At 65.8% G+C, this 17,325-nt stretch carries 15 protein-coding genes and 1 other RNA gene; 7 read left to right on the plus strand and 9 right to left on the minus strand.

The features are described from left to right. Positions 1 to 22: 22 nt before the first annotated feature. A complete protein-coding gene (locus Q7J44_RS17550) occupies positions 23 to 1,192 on the plus strand; it encodes a Gfo/Idh/MocA family protein (protein ID WP_304882126.1) in 1,170 nt (389 codons plus the stop codon). 64 nt (positions 1,193 to 1,256) lie between these two features. Here the strand turns inward: Q7J44_RS17550 and Q7J44_RS17555 are convergent, their stop codons facing one another. The 6 genes from Q7J44_RS17555 to Q7J44_RS17580 all read right to left on the minus strand — a co-directional run bounded on the left by Q7J44_RS17555 (position 1,257) and on the right by Q7J44_RS17580 (position 8,090). Beyond that, entirely contained in the window at positions 1,257 to 2,363 is a 1,107-nt protein-coding gene (locus tag Q7J44_RS17555; RefSeq protein ID WP_304882128.1) for an NUDIX domain-containing protein, read from the minus strand. 22 nt (positions 2,364 to 2,385) lie between these two features. Next, positions 2,386 to 2,832: a TrgA family protein gene (locus tag Q7J44_RS17560; protein WP_304882130.1), complete on the minus strand. Its 447-nt coding sequence runs from the start codon at positions 2,830 to 2,832 to the stop codon at positions 2,386 to 2,388. Between the two features lie 36 nt (positions 2,833 to 2,868). Then, a complete protein-coding gene (locus Q7J44_RS17565) occupies positions 2,869 to 4,083 on the minus strand; it encodes a cyclopropane-fatty-acyl-phospholipid synthase family protein (RefSeq protein WP_304882132.1) in 1,215 nt (404 codons plus the stop codon). A gap of 58 nt (positions 4,084 to 4,141) precedes the next feature. Next, positions 4,142 to 5,554 (minus strand): deoxyribodipyrimidine photo-lyase, encoded by a 1,413-nt coding sequence (locus tag Q7J44_RS17570; RefSeq protein ID WP_304882134.1) that lies wholly within the window; start codon positions 5,552 to 5,554, stop codon positions 4,142 to 4,144. Between the two features lie 165 nt (positions 5,555 to 5,719). Next, positions 5,720 to 6,946: an aminotransferase class V-fold PLP-dependent enzyme gene (locus tag Q7J44_RS17575; RefSeq protein WP_304882136.1), complete on the minus strand. Its 1,227-nt coding sequence runs from the start codon at positions 6,944 to 6,946 to the stop codon at positions 5,720 to 5,722. A 169-nt stretch (positions 6,947 to 7,115) separates the two neighbouring features. Then, positions 7,116 to 8,090, minus strand: coding sequence for an MDR family oxidoreductase (locus Q7J44_RS17580; protein WP_370693034.1), 975 nt, complete (start codon positions 8,088 to 8,090; stop codon positions 7,116 to 7,118). A 288-nt stretch (positions 8,091 to 8,378) separates the two neighbouring features. Between Q7J44_RS17580 and Q7J44_RS17585 the strand changes: the two genes are divergently transcribed. The 5 genes from Q7J44_RS17585 to Q7J44_RS17605 all read left to right on the plus strand — a co-directional run bounded on the left by Q7J44_RS17585 (position 8,379) and on the right by Q7J44_RS17605 (position 12,395). Beyond that, the gene (locus tag Q7J44_RS17585) at positions 8,379 to 9,431 is read left to right on the plus strand and encodes an extracellular solute-binding protein (protein ID WP_304882140.1); all 1,053 of its coding nucleotides are present in this window, start codon (positions 8,379 to 8,381) and stop codon (positions 9,429 to 9,431) included. A 351-nt stretch (positions 9,432 to 9,782) separates the two neighbouring features. Then, positions 9,783 to 10,235 carry a GNAT family N-acetyltransferase gene (locus Q7J44_RS17590; RefSeq protein ID WP_304882142.1) on the plus strand — a complete coding sequence of 151 codons (453 nt, stop codon included), beginning with the start codon at positions 9,783 to 9,785 and terminating at the stop codon, positions 10,233 to 10,235. After that, positions 10,226 to 10,580, plus strand: a transfer-messenger RNA (tmRNA) gene (ssrA, locus tag Q7J44_RS17595). Before Q7J44_RS17590 ends, ssrA begins: the two co-directional genes overlap by 10 nt. A gap of 69 nt (positions 10,581 to 10,649) precedes the next feature. Beyond that, complete coding sequence (locus tag Q7J44_RS17600) at positions 10,650 to 11,300, plus strand: DUF1194 domain-containing protein (RefSeq protein WP_304882143.1); 651 nt, start codon at positions 10,650 to 10,652, stop codon at positions 11,298 to 11,300. A gap of 171 nt (positions 11,301 to 11,471) precedes the next feature. After that, on the plus strand, positions 11,472 to 12,395 hold the full coding sequence (locus tag Q7J44_RS17605; protein ID WP_304882144.1) for a DMT family transporter: 924 nt from the start codon (positions 11,472 to 11,474) through the stop codon (positions 12,393 to 12,395). Here Q7J44_RS17605 and Q7J44_RS17610 read toward each other — a convergent pair. Continuing rightward, positions 12,341 to 13,024: a thiamine diphosphokinase gene (locus Q7J44_RS17610; RefSeq protein ID WP_304882145.1), complete on the minus strand. Its 684-nt coding sequence runs from the start codon at positions 13,022 to 13,024 to the stop codon at positions 12,341 to 12,343. The genes Q7J44_RS17605 and Q7J44_RS17610 overlap by 55 nt on opposite strands. Before the next feature lie 141 nt (positions 13,025 to 13,165). On the opposite strand from Q7J44_RS17610, the gene Q7J44_RS17615 reads away from it, so the two are divergent. Continuing rightward, a complete protein-coding gene (locus tag Q7J44_RS17615; RefSeq protein WP_304882147.1) occupies positions 13,166 to 15,655 on the plus strand; it encodes a hypothetical protein in 2,490 nt (829 codons plus the stop codon). Positions 15,656 to 15,713: 58 nt separating this feature from the next. Here the strand turns inward: Q7J44_RS17615 and Q7J44_RS17620 are convergent, their stop codons facing one another. Then, entirely contained in the window at positions 15,714 to 15,953 is a 240-nt protein-coding gene (locus Q7J44_RS17620; protein WP_304882149.1) for a DUF2842 domain-containing protein, read from the minus strand. Positions 15,954 to 15,982: 29 nt separating this feature from the next. Next, the gene (locus Q7J44_RS17625) at positions 15,983 to 17,275 is read right to left on the minus strand and encodes an adenylosuccinate synthase (protein ID WP_304882151.1); all 1,293 of its coding nucleotides are present in this window, start codon (positions 17,273 to 17,275) and stop codon (positions 15,983 to 15,985) included. Positions 17,276 to 17,325 lie beyond the last annotated feature (50 nt).

Raw genomic sequence — 17,325 nt, forward strand, 5'->3', positions numbered from 1 at the left:
ATGAAAACAGGAGGGCTTTGACATGACCATCACAGCAGCACATGTGGCGCGGGCACCGCGCATCAGGCTTGGCATGGTGGGCGGCGGGCGCGATGCGTTCATCGGCGCGGTGCACCGGATCGCGGCGCGGATTGATGATCAGTACGAGCTGGTGGCGGGGTGCTTTTCATCCGATGCCGAAAAATCCCTCGCCTCGGCCGCCGATCTGGGGGTGGCGCGGGCCTATGCCAGCTTTGCCGAGATGGCGGCACGCGAAGCGCGGCGCAAAGACGGGATCGAGGCGGTGGCGATTGTAACGCCCAACCCCATGCATGCGCCGGTGGCCATGCAGTTTCTGAAACGCGGCATCCATGTGATCTGCGACAAGCCGCTGACCCATACCCTGCCCGAGGCCAAGAAGCTGGCCAAGGCGGCGGAAGCCTCTGGCGTGGTGTTCGCGCTGACCCACAATTACACCGGCTACCCGATGATCCGGCAGGCCGCCGCGATGGTGGCAGGCGGCGAGCTGGGCGACATCCGGCTGGTGCAGGTGGAATATGCGCAGGACTGGCTGGCCGAGCCGGTTGAGGAGTCGGGCCAGAAGCAGGCAGGCTGGCGCACTGACCCGGCGCGCTCGGGTGCCGGCGGCAGCACCGGCGACATCGGCACCCATGCGTTCAATCTGGCGAATTTCGTCAGCGGGCTGAGCGTGGAGGAACTGGCCGCCGACCTGCAGGCCTTTGTGCCGGGGCGCCGGGTGGATGACAACGCCCATGTGCTGCTGCGCTATTCCGGCGGCGCGCGCGGCATGCTGTGGTGCAGCCAGGTCGCGGCGGGGCAGGAAAACGGGCTGCGGCTGCGGATCTTCGGCACCAAGGCGGGCATCGAATGGGAACAGGAGAACCCCAATTACCTGTGGGTCGGCCCGCTGGGCCAGCCGAAATACCGGCTGACGCGCAACGGCCCGGGCGCAGGCCCCGAGGCGGGCCGCGTCAGCCGTATCCCGTCGGGCCACCCCGAGGGCTATCTGGAAGGCTTTGCCAATATCTACGCCGAGGCCGCCCGCGCCATCATCGCCCGGCGCGACGGCACTGCGCTTGACCCGGCGGTTACCTTCCCCGGCCTGAAGGAAGGGCTGGAGGGCGTGGCCTTTGTCGATGCCTGTGTCCGGTCCTCTGCCCGCAACGCGGCATGGGTCAAGCTGAACCTCTGACCCTTGCACCTTTTGAAAATACTCCCGCGCGGCGCGCGTCCCACGACACCCCCGGCGTCCCGCCTCAGGACCGCAACCGCCCCCGCTCGCGCTGCAACCACAGCAGCGTGACCAGCAAGGGCGCGTTCTGGATCTCTCCGGTGCTGACCAGCGCCATGGCCTGATCAAAGCTTATCAGATGGCCACGGATGTCTTCGGCCTCGTCTTCCACCCCGAACACCCCGGCGGCCCCGTCGGGCAGCTGGGTGATCGCGACATAGGAATACAGAAATTCCGACTTCGCCCCCGGTGACGGGTAGTAATTGGCCACCGGCAGCAGCGGGCCAAGGGTCAGCCCCGCCTCTTCCACCGCTTCGCGCCGGGCGGCCTCTTCCGGGGCCTCGCCCGGGTCAATCCGGCCGGCGATGGCTTCCAGCTGCCACGGGTTGGGGTCGCCACGGCCCATGGGGCCTGCGCGCAGCTGTTCCACCAGCAGCACCCGGTCGCGCGCCGGGTCATAGGGCAGCACGGTCACCGCATCGCCCGAGACAAAGACCGCGCGGTTGATCTGCGGGCTCATGGTGCCGTCAAAGCGCGGGAAGCTCAGGTCATATTCCTCGACCGCGAAGAAATGGGCATAGGGCTGGCGCGCGGCGCGCAGGTCAATCGCGCCCGGCGCGCGGCGCAGCGCCTCCGGCGCGGGCTGGGATTGCGCCCGCAGCCTGCTGCCCGCACGCACCATGACCGGGCCAAGCCGGGCGTGCAGACGGGCGGGCGGGGTCTGGCCCAACTGCGCCATCACCAGCCCGGCGGTCTCCACCGCCAAGGCGGCATGGTCGGCCAGCCACAGCGCGGCATCCCACGGGCCAGCCTCTGCCGGACCGGATTTCAGCGCATAGGTCACCCCCTGCGCCGTGCCGCTGGCAGCGGTTACGCTGACCGGCCGTGGCCGCAAGCCGATGACCTTTGCATAAAACGCCAGCCGCGCCATGGCCTGCGGCGTCGGGGCCTCCAGCACGGCCCCTTCGACTTTGCCGCCGCGCTGCCGGGCAAGGGCGATGTGGCCGGGGCTGTCGATCATGCTGGCCACACGGTCGCTGACATAGGCAGGGGACAGCGCAAAGCTGCCGCCAAGGATCACATCCAGCAGCGGATGGTGGCACAACGGGCCGCACAGAAAAACAGGGGTCATCAGGTCAGACTTTCAAGCGTTATCAGTTCCACCGCTGGCCCGCCCAATGCGCCACGGCCCCGCCGATCAGCCCGCCCAGCAGCAAGACCCCAAGGATATCGGGCTGTGCCAGCGGCGGGACCAGCAGCAGCGCCTGCTCGAACACACCCAGTATCGCATCCAGCGGGGTTTTGTAGCGCCCCTTGAACGCCCGGCCCATCATCTCGGCAATGGCAAAGATCAGCACCACCAGCACCACGATGGTGACCGAGGTGCGGATGCCGGTGCCCATGGCATCGACCCGGCTTCGGCTGCGGTGGGCGGCGGCCCCCATGATCATCCAGCCGCAGGCCACCCCCACCAGCGCGCTGACCTCGCGCAGCAGGCCGGCAGGGCGGCCTTCGGGCAGGTCCAGCGCGTAGAGATGTGCGGCGACGGCGGCGACAATGGCAAAGACGGCGGCGGCAAACAGTTTGGCGGCGGTTGGCATCGCGCTCCTTTCCGCCCAAGGCTGTCAGCGTGCTGGTCAGGCCGGGCGTGTCACGGTCATCTGTGTCACATCACAGTTTCCGCCGCGGAAGGCTCCGGCGCAAGAGGCAAGGTAGAAGTTCCACATCCGGCGGAAGCGTTCGTCGAACCCCTGCCGCGCAATCTCGTCCCAACGCTCGTTGAACACCTCGTGCCAGCGGCGCAGGGTCTGGCTGTAGCTTTCGCCGAACTCGATGGAACCTTTCAGGTGCAGCCCGGCGCGTTCCACCTCTTCGTGCAGGCGGAACGGGGCGGGCAGCATACCGCCCGGGAAGATGTATTTCTGAATGTAATCAACGCCGCGCTTGTAGACCGGCCAGCGGTGATCGGGCACGGTGATGATCTGCAGCGTGGCGTGCCGCCCCGGTTTCAGCCGGTCGCGCAGCGTGCTGAAATATGTGGGCCAATAGCGTTCGCCCACCGCCTCGAACATCTCGATGCTGGCAATGCCGTCGTAATGGCCGCGTTCATCGCGGTAATCCAGCAGCTTGATTTCCACCCGGTCCGACAGGCCCGCGCGGGCCATCCGGTCCACAGCATAATCAAACTGTGCCTTTGATATGGTCAGCGCCGTCACCCGCAAGCCGCGCTTGGCGGCGGCATATTCGGCAAAGCCGCCCCAGCCGCAGCCGATTTCCAGCACATGTTCGCCCGGTTGCGCGCCCATCTGGTCGACCATGCTCGCGTATTTCTGCTCCTGCGCCGTTTCCAGACTTTCCTGTCCGGTCTGAAACAAGCCGCTGGAATAGGTCATGCTGTCATCCAGCCACAGCCGGTAAAAATCATTGCCCAGATCGTAATGCGCGTGGATGTTCTTTTTCGCCTGTGCGCGCGAGTTCGACTGCAACCAGAACCGCAGCTTTTCAAACGCACGCAGCAGCCCCATGCCGGGATAACCATCCTGCACCGGGTTGTTGGTCTGCATCTGCACCAGATCCAGAAACGCCTGCAGATCGGGGCTGGACCACCAGCCATCCAGATAGGCATCGCAAAACCCCAGATCGCCTTCGCGGATCATGCGGGCAAACAGCTCGTTGTTGTGAATGGCAATTTCTGCAATCGGTCCGGGCTTGGCCCCTTCCAGCCGGAAGCGCCGCCCGTCGGGCAGCACGAAATCCAGCCGGCCTTCGCCCAGACGGTTGGCCACCGCAAAGGCCTGGGTGAAATAGCGCGGCAGGCCGGTCTGGCCCTTGGTCGTTGTCAGAAATTCCATCTTCCCTCCCCGGGGAATTGTCTTCTTTTGTTTACAGTTTCAGATACGGGCCAAGCGCTCAAGAGTTTCGCGCCCCGTATGCCGAAAGCGCCCGTGCACGCCCTTCGGCCAGATCGACCAAGGGCTTCGGATAGGGCCGCGACGGGTCGAGTGCCCAGGAAACCGGCACCGCATCGAAATAGGACAGCGCCATCGGGCCGGGGTCGGCTGAGAGTTCGGCGATGAAGCGGTGGCGGTAATCGGCCTTGGGGTCGAACTTTTCCACCTGTGTCGCCGGGTTGAAGATGCGGAAGAACGGCGCCGAATCCGGGCCAGACCCTGCGGCCCATTGCCAGCCCATCGCATTGGCCGCCGGGTCCCAGTCGATCAGACAGTCGGCAAACCAGTCCAGCCCCACTTTCCAATGCGTCATCAGATGCTTGGTCAGGTAACTTGCCACGATCATCCGGGCGCGGTTGTGCATGCGGCCGGTCACATACATCTCGCGCATCGCGGCATCGACAAAGGGTTCGCCGGTCAGGCCACGGCGCCAGTGCTCGGCATCCTTGTTGTCCCCCCGCCACGGAAAGGCATCCCACTCCGGCTTCCAGTTGGCATGGGTGATATGCGGGGTGTGGTGCATCAGGTGATAGGAAAACTCGCGCCAGACCAGTTCTTTCAGGAATGTCTCGGCCCCCGCCGCGCCGCCCTGCATCGCCCGCCACCCGGCGGCCCAGATCCGGGCCGGGCTGATCTCGCCATAGGTCAGGTTTTCCGACAGGCCAGAGGTGCCGTCGGTCGCGGGCAGATCGCGGTCGGCGACATAGGTGTCGACACGGTTGGCGATAAAGAAATCCAGCCGCTCCTGCGCCATCTGTTCGCCGACCTGCAGGTGATAGCCCACCACATCGGCCCCGCGCCGCATGGCGGCCCCCATCTGCCAATCGGCCAGATCATCGGTGGCGGGCCAAGTGGCGGGCGCGGGCAGCGTTTCCGGCGCAGGCATCGGTGCAGGCACGGGGCGGCCCCGCACCGCTTTCCAGAACGGGGTATAGACCTTGTAAAAGCCCCCCGTTCCGGTCTCCACCTCCCACGGCTCAAACAGCAGGTGCCCGGCAAAGCTTCGGGCATGGATGCCCTGCGCTTTCAGGGTCGCCTTGACCTGCGTGTCGCGCGCGACAGACGCCGGATCATACAGCCGGTGCCACCAGACCCCACCCGCCCCGGTCTCCTCGATCAGCGCCTGCAACACCTCCAGCGCCGGGCCGCGACGGAAGGTCAGGCGCGAACCAACCGCCTCCAGCGCTTTGGCAAATTCGGCAAACCCCAGCCCCAGCCGCCACTTCGGGGCCGCGCCTAGTCCTTCAGTCTCCGGGTCCAGAATGACCAGCGGGATCAGCGGTCGGCCGGTCCGCGCCGCCTCGGTCAGCAGGGCAGAGTCGCGCAGACGCAGGTCCCGGCGAAGCCAGAGGATCAGGGGGGCATCTGTCATAACTCGGGCGCGCTTTCTGGTTCCGTCACAGCATTACGACCGGCGTCCGTCTTCGGATCACCCGGCTGGCTGATTATTAACAATAGGTAGCGGGCAGGACAGTTCCGGCAATGGTTAACTTTGCCGGGGCCGAATGGCACCGCAGAGCCGGGGCACAGACCGGCGCTACAGCGCCCGGTCCAGCGCCGCGATCAGCCGGGCCACCTCATCCGCGCTGGTGTAATGCGCCGCACTCATCCGCAAAACCCCGTTGGAGGCATCCACCCCCATCGCCGCCAGCGGACGCACGGCATAGAAATCGCCACCCCCGCACGCAATCCCGTCACGGCCCAGCGCCGCCGCCACCGGCAGCGCGGGCCGGTCCAGCGCCACCGCCACCGTGGGGGCCCGCGCATGCGCCTGGCGCGGCCCGATCAGCCGCAGGTCATTGCGCCCGGCCAGATAGTCCAGCAAGGGCGCAATCACCGCCACCTCGGCTGCGCGCATCAGGTCATGCACCCCCCGCCCCCGCGCCGCCGCATCGCCGCCAATGCCATGCTCTGCCGCCAGCGCATCGACATAATCCGCCATCCCGGCGCAGGCCGCGATCTGCGCATGGTCCGGCCCTGCAGGCGTGTGGCGTTTGTACAGCACCGACTGGTTGAAGAAATGCGCCTGCCCCGGCAGCTCCATCCCGAAATCCTGCCGCAAGACCATGATCCCCTGATGCGGGCCAAAGGTCTTGTAAGCCGAAAACAGATACGCATCACAGCCCAAGGCCGCCACATCGGGAAAGCCATGCGGCGCATAGCTGACCCCGTCCACCACCGTGCGCGCGCCCGCCGCCCGCGCCATGGCGCTGATGGCGGCCACATCGTTGATCTCGGCCACCACGTTGGAACAATGCGGAAACGCCACCAGCCGCACCCGGCCATCCGCCAGCAGCGCCGCCAGATCCTGCGGGTCCAGACTGCCGGTCTGCGGATCAATCTGCCATTCGCGCACCTCGACGCCCTCATCCGCCAGACGCCGCCAGACGCCGGAATTGGCCTCATGGTCCTGATTGGTCACCACGATCGCCGCGTTCTTGCCCTTCAGCCAGCCCCGCACGCCTTGAGCCAGCACATAGGTATTGGCGCTGGTCGACGGCCCGAACGACAGCTCCGGCCCCGCCACGTTCATCATCGCGGCCAACCGGCTGCGCGCCTCGTCCATCTCGGCCCCCGCCAGTTCGGATGACGGATAGGGCGCATAGGGCTGCACCTTGCGATGGGTGTAGAACCGCGTCAGCCGGTCGATCACGAGGCGGCAGGGGTAACTGCCCCCGGCATTTTCGAAAAACGCATGGGTCGACAGCACCGGGCTGTCAAAGGCCGGAAACTGTGAGCGGACAAAGTTCAGATCAAGCGCCATGATACCCCCTGCGATGCTGCCCGCATGGTTGCCGGGGCAAAACGGGAAAGGCAAGCCGCCACTCTCACCCCCACCCCTTCTGTCATCATCTGTTCAAAAATATCCCGGGGGGAGGCGCGAAGCGACGGGGGGCTGGCCCCCCTGCACCGCCAGCCCCCGCGCAGCGCCCCTATCCTTGCACATCCACCACAACGCGCCCCTGCACCTCGCCGCGCAGGATCGCGGCCCCCAGTTCGGGCACCTCAGCCAGCGTGGCAGGCCGGATCATCGCATCCAGCTTCTCCATCGGCAGATCTTTGGTAATCCGGTCCCAGGCCTGCACCCGGCGGGCATAGGGAACCGTCACCGAGTTGATCCCCAACAGATTGATGCCGCGCAACAGGAACGGGATGATATTGGCCGGCACCACCAGCCCCCCCGCGTTGCCGACAGCCGCAACCGAGCCGCCGGCCTTCAACTGCCCCAGCACGCGGGCCAGCATCTGCCCGCCCACCGCATCGACACACCCGGCCCAGGTCTCCGACTCCATCGGGCGCTTCACCGCCTCGGCCAGATCGGCGCGCGGCACCAGCCGCGCAGCCCCCAGACCGCGCAGATAGGCTTCCGTCCCGGGCCGCCCGGTCACAGCGGCAACGGCGTAGCCAAGCTGCGCCAGCAGCGCCACCGCGACCGATCCCACGCCGCCTGCGGCCCCGGTCACCAGCACCTCACCCCCGTCCGGGGTCAGCCCATGCTCTTCCAGCGCCATCACCGCCAGCATGGCCGTAAAGCCTGCCGTACCCACCGCCATCGCCTGCCGCGTGCTCAACCCCCCGGGCAGCGGCACCAGCCAGTCGGCCTTTACCCGCGCCTTGGTGGCAAAGCCGCCCCAATGCGCCTCTCCCACCCGCCAGCCGGTCAGCACCACCCTGTCACCGGCGGCATAGCGCGCATCATCCGACGCCTCGACCACCCCGGCAAAGTCGATCCCCGGCACATGCGGATAGGTCCGCACCAGCCCGCCACCCGTGGCCGACAGGCACAGCCCGTCCTTGTAATTCAGCGTCGAATATTCAACCCGGACCGTCACCTCACCCGCAGGAAGGGCCGTCTCGGGCAGATCGGCCAGTCGTGCCACCGCCTGCCCGTCTTCACCCTTTTCCATCAGCACTGCCCGCATGGCCAACCTCCGTTGTTATCGCTCTGCCCAAGACCGCGCCACTGCGCCGCCGGTCTGCCCGCAAGCAGGCAACAGACCGGGGCGAAGGTCAAGCCCGGCGCAAGCGGCAGCAAAACGCGCGGCCCCCATCGCTTGCCCGTCGGGTCTGCCACCGCCACAATCGGGTGAAAACCCGATCTTTGCTTGTGACTTGCGGGATCGTTTATTAACTTTCAGCCCAAGGCCCGTGGTGCGTGGAGATGCCCGGGCCAGCTCCAACACAGAGGAACTGCAATGAACCATAAAAAACTCCTGCTTGCCTGCGCCGTGTCTGGTCTTGCCCTGTCCACCGCAGCGCGCGCCGCCGACCGTGAAATGCTGGTGTTTGACTGGGCCGGTTGGGAGATTGATGGCGTGCTCACCGATTACGTCGCCAAGCACGGCGACAAGCCGACCTACAGCTTTTTCGGCGATGATGATGAAGCGTTCCAGAAAGTGTCTTCCGGCTTCCGCGCCGATGTGGCGCACCCTTGCGTGGCGTCCTTGCCGCGCTACCGCGATGCCAGCCTGATCGAGCCATGGGATGTGTCGAAAATCCCGGAATTTGCCAATATCGCGCCGCAACTGCTCGATTCCGATCTGATCCAGGATGATCAGGGCGTCTGGTTCATTCCGACCGATTACGCCTATACCGCCACCGCCTATAACACCGAACAGGTTCCGGCGACGGATGTGGCGACGCTGAACGTGTTCACCGATCCGAAATATGCGGGCCGGACATCACTGCCCGACAGTTCCGATGACGTCTGGTCGCTTGCCTTTCTGGCGACCGGCGTCTCCGACTGGGATGAGGTGACCGACGCGCAGTTCACCGCCGCCGCCCACTGGCTGCGCGAGGCGCACAAGAACGTGCGCGCCTATTGGTCCGACCCGTCCGAGATGTCGCAGCTGATGGCCACCGGCGAGGTGCTGGTGGCATGGTCGTGGAACGACGGCGTGGCGCTCCTGGCCGCCGAAGGCTTTCCCATCGGGTTCGAACGCAGCCCCGCCGAAGGCGTCGCCACATGGTTCTGCGGCTATGTGAACATGGCCAATCAGCCGGGGTCGGAAGATAAGGCCTATGACTTCATCAACTCGGTGCTGGCGCATGGCTCGGCGCAGGCGCTGCTCGATGAGCTGGGCTATGCCCATTCCAACACCGAAGCGATGAAGACCATCTCAGAAGATGCGCTGAAAGCCGCCTTCGTCGATCCGGTCACCACCACGCTGCTGGCCCAGACCCCGGTCTCGGCAGAGTTCCGGGAAAAGATGATCAACGAGTTCGAGCTGATCAAATCCGGCTTCTGATCCGGTCCCCGTGACCCCGCGCCCGGCCGGACCCTCCGGCCGGGCGTTGCTCATGCGGGTGCTGATCCGGGCGCGGATACCGTCCGGCGCGCCCGACCCGGACGCGGGCCTTCGCCCCGCACCTGCCCGCCGCCATCACCTGCTACCTTCCGCCGACCCCTTCCGCCTGCCTGTGCCGGTCTGCGCTCTGCTCTGCGGCAACAGGCGCACAAGGTGCCATACCTTTTCCATACGTGGGCCATACGCAGATCAGACGCGCATCATACCCGGAAATCCGCGCCGATACGGTCTCGTGACCCGCCGACGCCCGGCTGTCATACCCCTGTCACGCCGGTCGCGCAGCATCCGGTCATGTTGACCCTGCGCCCCGCCACCACCGCCGACGCCGCCTATCTTGTGGACCTTGAGACACAGGTGATGCGCGATCATGCGCTGGCGCTGTGGGGCCGGTTCCAGCCTGCGCCGCACCCGTCGGCCTTTGATCTGGGCAACACGCGGATTGCGGATCTGGCAGGGGAACGCGCGGGCCTGCTGACGGTCGAGACCGCCCCCGATCACCTGCGCCTGCGCAAGCTGTATCTGGAGCCGCGCTTTCAGGGCCATGGCCACGGCCGGCAGTTGCTCGCCATCGTCCGTGGTGAAGCCGCCGCGCGGGGCCTGCCGCTACGGCTGAGCGTGCTGCGCCCCAACCAGCGCGCGCTGGCCTTTTATCTGCGCGAAGGCCTGAGCCTGGCCGATGAAACCGACGAGCGGATCTTCCTGTCGCACATCCCGCCGGAATACCGCGCCGATCCGGTCTTGTGACCCGCCCCTGCCCCGCCTATATTGAGCCTGTTCGGGGCAACCCGGACTATGGTGATAAACGCACCTGTAATAGACGGCTCGGACCCGGGGGCGGTACCCGGCGACTCCACCATTCCACCTGTTCGTTTCGGGGGTTCGGGGTCGAAATAGGATCGACGAACGTTCAAAGAGGCCAGCTTTTACTCGGTGAGGTACCACCGTTATCGGTCCAAAAGTACAGTTGCAAACGACAACCGTGCTCCGATGGCTCTTGCTGCGTAAGCAGTTCGAACATCGAAACTTAAGCCCTTGCGCTTAGCCGCGTAAGGCGGGGTTCGCAGGTACCTGGCAACAGAAACCTGCACCTTTTCAATATCTTAGCACTGTCTCCGCTTCGTGACTTGCGCAAATCTGCGCCGCGCGCCACGCTGCCACATGCGCGCATTGGCCCTTTGCCTTTCTCTCCTGCCCGCCCCCGCCCCCGCCTGCGAGGTGGCGCTGGTGCTGGCCATCGACGTGTCAGGCTCCATCGACGCGGGCGAATACCGCATCCAGTCCACAGGCACCGCCGACGCGCTGCAAGACCCGGCAGTGGCCGAGGCGTTGCTGGCCGGACAGGTGGCAATCACCGTGCTGCACTGGTCCGGCATGGGCCAGCAGGCCGTGGTGCTGCCCTGGACGCGCATGCTGTCCGCCCGGCAAATCGCTGATGCCGCCACCCAGATCCGCACCACCCCCCGCGCCTATGCCGGATCTGATACAGCGGTGGGTCAGGCAATCGACGCAAGCCTCGCGCTCTTCGCGCAAGTCCCCGATTGCAAAAGAAAAATCATCGACATCTCCGGCGATGGCCCGGAAAACAGCGGCAACACCGCCCGCGCCGCGCGCAGCCGCGCCAGCGCCGCCGGGGTGGCGATCAACGCGATTGCCATCGAAGATCTGGGCCAGTCCACCGCCATCACCCGGTTTTATCAGGATTGGGTGATCACCCGGGGCGGCTTCGTGATCACCTCACGCGGATTGCGCGCCTATCCGCAGGCCATCCGGCAAAAGCTGCTGCGCGAGCTGGAAAAACCTGCCTCCTGAAGGTTTGCACCTTTTCCAAATACTCATTCCACCACCTCCGCCACCCGGCGTGGGCAAAACCGGCACCAGCGTCAAAGCCCCCAGCCCCACCGAAAACCCGTGCCGAAAATCCCATGCCGAAGTGTCGTTTTTCCGATGGACGGGGGCAAGATGTCACGTTAGCCCAAGGGGATGACCCGTCAACCCGACCGCATCCTTCCCGGCGTTGTGCTGATGCTCGCGTTCTGCGTGCTGGCACCGTTGTTGGATGTGTCGGCCAAGCTGGCGTCGGCCACAATTCCGGTGGGACAGATCGTGACCGCGCGCTTTGTGGTGCAGGGCGCGCTGATGGCACCCATCATCCTCGCCATGGGCATCACCCTGTGGCTGACGCCGCGCGCGCTGGGGCTGATCTGTCTGCGGGCCGTGTTTCTGATCCTGTCCACCTTCAGCTTTGTCGCCGCCATTTCAGTGATGCCGGTGGCCGATGCGCTGGCGATTGCCTTTGTCGAGCCGTTCATCCTGCTGCTGCTGGGCCGCCTGCTGTTCGGCGATGAGGTCGGGCCACGGCGGATTGCGGCGTCCTGTGTGGGGTTTGCGGGCGCGCTGCTGGTGATCCAGCCGTCTTTGGCGGCGTTTGGCTATGTGGCGCTGTGGCCGCTGGGCACCGCGTTTTTCTTTGCCTTCTACATGCTGTCGACGCGGCAGGTGGCGGGGTTCATGCATCCGGTGGCGATGCAGTTTCACACCTCATGGACCGGGCTGTTGATGTGCCTGCCGGTGATGTTTGTGGCGAACGGCACCGGCTGGCAGCATTTTGATCCGGTGATGCCGCAGGGCGTGGTCTGGCTGTGGCTGTTCGGCGTCGGCTTCTGGGCGGCGCTCAGCCATATGTGCATGACCTATGCGCTGAAGTTTGCGCCATCGGCCACGCTGGCCCCGCTGCATTATCTGGAGATTGTGGCAGCGGTGGCGCTTGGCTACTGGATCTTCGGCGATTTCCCCAATGTGCTGACATGGGCCGGGATTGTGGTGATCACCGGATCGGGCCTGTACATCATCTACCGCGAACGGCTGTCGGCCCGGGCGCTGTCGGTCAGCGCCGCCAAGGCCTGATCCAGCCGGTTGCGCGGCAGGATGCACAGCATCCCCGGCCCCGACAATTCAAGGCTGACCGGCCCCGTGCTGACCCGGTTCGACGTGCCGACCCGGGTGTCGGGTGCAAACTCCAGCCCGTCAATCGGCCAGTCCAGCCCGGTGCTGGTTCCCGTCACGACGCCCAGCGGATACAGGCTGAACCGGTCGCCCCGCCGCAGGGCGAGATGCACCCGGCGCGGCAGATGAAACACCACATCCTGTGGCCCCAGCAGCACGCAGGGGCGGCTCTGGCGGACCAGAGTGGTCAGAACCGCCAGGCCGTGATCCACCCGCGCGCCGATGAACCCCAGCGCAATCACAAAGGGCGCGTCAACCGACCGCAGCGCCTTGTCAAAATCGGTGGTGTCCTGTTCAGGGATATGATGCAGCCGGTCCCCCAACGCCAGACGCGCTGTTTCCGAAATGGAATCCATATCGCCGATCACCGCCTGCGGCTGTACACCCTGGGCAAGACAGCGGTCTGCCCCGCCGTCTGCGGCCACAATCACCGGCGCTCTTTGCTGCGAAATCCGAAACAATGCGGCGGAAACAGGCGCGCCTCCCACAAGCGTGATCCCGCCAGAGGATTGCACTAAAACTGGATTCATGCGGATACTGTCTTTCAAATTGAGGCGAAATTCTGGGATGCGTGCCACAATCAATCCTTTAAATTACCCTGATCTGCCCATGGATTCGAACAAATGCATGGCGATAAAGGCGCATCGATTGGTGCAGAAGGCGGGCGTCTTATGAATAGTGCGAGTAAAATCCTTACAGTTTCCTATGGAACCTTCTCCTGCACTTTGGAGGGGTTTGACGACCCGTTCAATACGATGAAAGCGATTGCAGAGTATTTCCGCGATCTGGCAGCCGGGGACCGTTACTTCGGGGCCGAGCCGCCGCAGCCCGATGCCGCCATGCTGCACAAGATTGCCGAACGTGAGATCCAGCGCCGGGTTGAGGCGAAGGTGCAGGAAAACGGCGTGATCCTGCGCGCCGAAGAGGCAGGCACTGTCGCAGCCCATGCGCCTGCGCCCGAAACCGCAGAGGTCCCGCAGCCGGTGGTCACAATGCCGGCACGCGGCACCGCCCCGGCACCGCGCCCCGCGCCAACGCTGGCCGACGCCGACACGGCCCCGCAGCCCGCGACTGAATCGGTGGCCGAGAAACTGTCCAGACTGCGCAAGGCCGCAGCAGAACACCATCCAGCGGCCCCTGCCCCCACGACCCTGACGCTGGCACCGGGTCTGGATGACTTTACCGAAGATCAGCACGCCGGAGCGCCTTTGCCCGCATCCGCCCTGTTTGACGCTGACGATGCCGGGCTGACCACAGACAGCTCTGCCTTTGACGATATCCTGCCAGAAGACACCCCGGCTGCCGATGCGCAGATCCTGGCCGGTGACCTGCCGCCCGAAGACCAGAGTGTCGCAGCCGATGACCTGAAAGACGAGGCACCGCAAGACCTCCGGGCAGAGGCCCCGGTGGCTGACAGCGCAGACGACTGGGTCGATGACGCCGATCTGGCCGATCTGATGGCGCTTGACGGGGTGGCGGCTGATCTGGCCGACCCAGAGGGCAGCGGTGATGATCTGTCAGACCCTGACGCGTTTGCGGCCAGCGATGACACCCCGGTTGCCGAAGATACCGCCGACGCAGATCGCTTTGATCAAGACATGCTCGCCAGCCTGAACGCAGACGCGGCAGACGCTGCGCCGGACCTGATGGCGGGCGCGTCCTCCATTGCCGGGGACACCGCCCGCATGGCGGAAGACGACATGGCGGAAGACGGTGCGGATGATGCCCTGCTTGCCAGCCTTGGCACATTGGTGGCGGCGCAAGAGGCCGGTGCCGGTGCGATGCCTGATGCAGACGCACAGGACAGCGCCGACGATGCGGTCACCGGCTTTGACGGTGCCGATGATTTTTATGACGACGAGGCGGAAGAGCCTGAGGCACAGGCCGCTGCAGAGTTTGCGCCCGAATTTGAAGATGCGTTTGAAGATGACGCGTCTGAGGATGACGCGTCTGAGGATGACGCGGATGCTGCCCTGTTGCAGCCGCTGTCTGACGCCACCGTGCAGACACTCCCCGAAACGCTGACCGTTGAAGCCCCCGAGGCGGATACCGATGACCACGCGCCCCAGCCCGAGGCAGAGGCCGAGGCTGACACCATCGCCGCCCCCGTGCGCCCGCTGCGCCCCGTGCGCACATTGCGCCCTGCCGGGGCGGAGCGCCCTGCCGCGCCGGACCTTGCGTCGGAACCGGAGCCTGAGGCGCAAGCCGAATCGCGCACCCCGATCTCGGTGGAAAAGTTGCAGCGCGCCCGTGCACGGGTGATCAAGATCCGGCGCAGTGATGCGCCTGATGCAGGTGCTTCTGCGCCCGCCCGCGCCACCCTGTCGCGTGAGGCCGAAGCCGCCCTGGCGGCCGAACTTGCCGCGCTGGAACAGGATGCCCCGGATCAGACGGCTGCCCGCACCTCGGACGGAATGGCCGGGCACCGCCTTGACCGCCCGACCGAAGAGGTGGCGGTCAGCCGCCTGATGGCAGAGGCCAGCACCCAGATGGAGGTGCCTGATACCAAGCGCCGCCGCTCGGCCATCGCCCATCTGAAAGCCGCCGTCGCCGCCACCATCGCCGAACGCCGCGCCACCGGCAGCACGCTGGCCGAAAACGGCCGCGCGCGTATGGGGGCCTACCGCGACGATCTGGCCAAGGTCATGCGCCCCACCTCCGCCCCCCTCGCCCCGCAGGCTGAACGCCCCGCCCCGCTGGTTCTGGTGTCCGAACAGCGCATCGACCGCCCGGCTGAGGTGTCGCGCGCGCCGGTCGCAGCGGTTCAGCCGGTGCGGCCGCGCCGGCCGATGTCTTCTGCCGCAGTCGCGATCGAGGCTGCTCTGGATGACGGCTATGACGCCGATGAAGAAACCGGCAATATCTTTGACACCGACAGCGGGTTTCCTGAATTTGCCGAACAGCTTGGTGCCACCGACCTGCCCGATCTGCTGGAAGCCGCCGCCGCCTATATCGCCTGTGTCGAAGGGCTGGACAGCTTTACCCGCCCGCAGCTGATGCGCCACCTCGGGGCCGCCACAGAAGGCGTGTCGCGCGAAGACGGGCTGCGCAGCTTTGGCATCCTGCTGCGCGAAGGCGTGATCGAACGCAGCCGCCGCGGCCAGTTCGCGATCAGCGACGCCTCGCCGCTGCTGGCACAGGCCCGCAAGATCGCAGGCTGACCGTACGGTCACCCGCGGCTGAAACAGGCGGGCTGCACCAGGGTGCAGCCCGTTTTTGTCATTCTTGCGGGTCGTTTTGCGGTGGCGCATCGGGGTCAGGCTGCCCCACGCCCAGAAACACCGGCCGCAGCGGCAAAATCCACAACAGACCCAACCCGACATAGATGCCAAGCTCGACCAGGATCGACGGCCGGTCCATCCAGTTGACCAGCGTGACCGCCACCACCACATAGGCCGGCAGCCCCACCAGCAGAACCAGCAATGACAACCGCCGCCGCGCCTTGTAACTCAGTGCCATGCCATCCTCATCCGGTTAAGATGCGCCCGTCAGTCTGCAAAGGGATCGGTCACCAGAATGGTGTCGTCCCGCTCGGGCGAGGTTGAAAGTAGCGCGACCGGGCACTGGATCAATTCCTCAATCCGCCGCACGTATTTGATCGCCGCCCCCGGCAACTGCGCCCAGGAGCGCGCCCCGGCGGTCGACTCTGACCAACCTTCCAGCTCTTCATAGACCGGGGTGCAGCGCGCCTGCTGATCGGCAGCGGTCGGCAGATAATCCAGCCGGTTGCCGTCAAGCTCATAGCCCACACAGATTTTCAGCGTCTCGAACCCGTCGAGCACATCCAGCTTGGTCAGCGCGATGCCCGACACGCCAGAGGTGGCGCAGGTCTGGCGCACCAGAACCGCATCAAACCAGCCACAACGCCGCTTGCGCCCGGTGACGGTGCCGAATTCATGGCCCCGCTCACCCAGACGTTCGCCATCGGCGTCGAACAGCTCTGCCGGGAACGGGCCTTCGCCGACGCGGGTGGTATAGGCCTTGACGATCCCCAGTACGAAATCAATCGCGGTGGGGCCAAGGCCCACGCCGGTCGCCGCCTGCCCTGCAATCACGTTGGACGAGGTGACGAAGGGATAGGTGCCGAAATCGATGTCCAGAAGCGCGCCCTGCGCCCCCTCGAACAGGATGCGCTTTCCGGCGCGGCGCGACTCGTTCATCACTTTCCAGACCGGGGCGGCATAGGGCAGCACCTGCGGCGCAATCTCGTGCAGCGCCGCCAGCAGCGCGGCGCGGTCCACCGGCTCCATCCCCAGACCACGGCGCAGCGCGTCGTGATGCGCCAGCAGCCGGTCCACCCGCAATTCCAGCGTGGCCGCATCGGCCAGATCGGCGACGCGGATCGCGCGGCGGCCGACCTTGTCTTCATAGGCCGGACCAATGCCGCGCCCGGTGGTGCCGATCTTGGCCACGCCGACAGAGCCTTCGCGCGCCCGGTCCAGCTCGCCATGCAGCGGCAGGATCAGCGGCGCATTCTCGGCAACCAGCAGGTTGTCGGGCGAGATATCGACGCCCTGATCGCGCAGCTTGGCGATTTCCATCACCAGATGCCAGGGGTCCAGCACCACGCCATTGCCAATCACGCTCAGCTTGCCGCCGCGCACGATGCCCGATGGCAGCAAAGACAGCTTGTAGACCTTGCCGTCGATCACCAGCGTATGGCCGGCATTGTGCCCGCCCTGAAAGCGCGCGACGATGTCGGCGCGTTCGGACAGCCAGTCCACAATCTTGCCCTTGCCTTCGTCGCCCCACTGGGCGCCCACGACAACCACATTGGCCATGCTGATCTCCTCGGTTCCAAAACCGTCTGTGCTATAGACGCATGGGCCGC

Origin of the sequence: Pseudotabrizicola sp., assembly GCF_030656345.1 — a bacterium.
GTDB lineage: Bacteria > Pseudomonadota > Alphaproteobacteria > Rhodobacterales > Rhodobacteraceae > Pseudotabrizicola.